Origin of the sequence: Bartonella sp. AD13SXNS (assembly GCF_042196465.1) — a bacterium.
Lineage (GTDB): Bacteria > Pseudomonadota > Alphaproteobacteria > Rhizobiales > Rhizobiaceae > Bartonella.
This window is the reverse complement of record NZ_JBHIQI010000115.1, coordinates 1-265: the sequence shown is the minus strand read 5'-3', so window position 1 is coordinate 265 and position 265 is coordinate 1. Positions and strand designations below refer to the sequence as shown.

The following is a 265-nucleotide window of genomic DNA, read 5'->3' as shown; positions in this document are numbered from 1 at the left end:
CACGATGGATGGCTTTTCCAACGAGGCGAATTTTTTCTATAACACTTTCTCGAGAATAGCTTTCGGGTATAATCACGATAGGGATTGATGTTTTTTTGAGAATTTCAATTGTTGAAGGAGGCCCACTTCCTTCAATGAGCAAGATACCTTCTGGAGCAAAAGACAGAACACCTTCAGGTGAAAGAGCACGCATGTAACCAAGCACAGGAAGCTTGAGAGCTTCTTTGGGATAAACACTTGTACTATCACGGGCAACAAGTTGATC

At 42.3% G+C, this 265-nt stretch carries 1 pseudogene; it reads right to left on the bottom strand.

The features are described from left to right. Positions 1-265: pseudogene (locus ACFIMQ_RS09700) on the bottom strand (hemin ABC transporter substrate-binding protein); the annotation flags it as partial.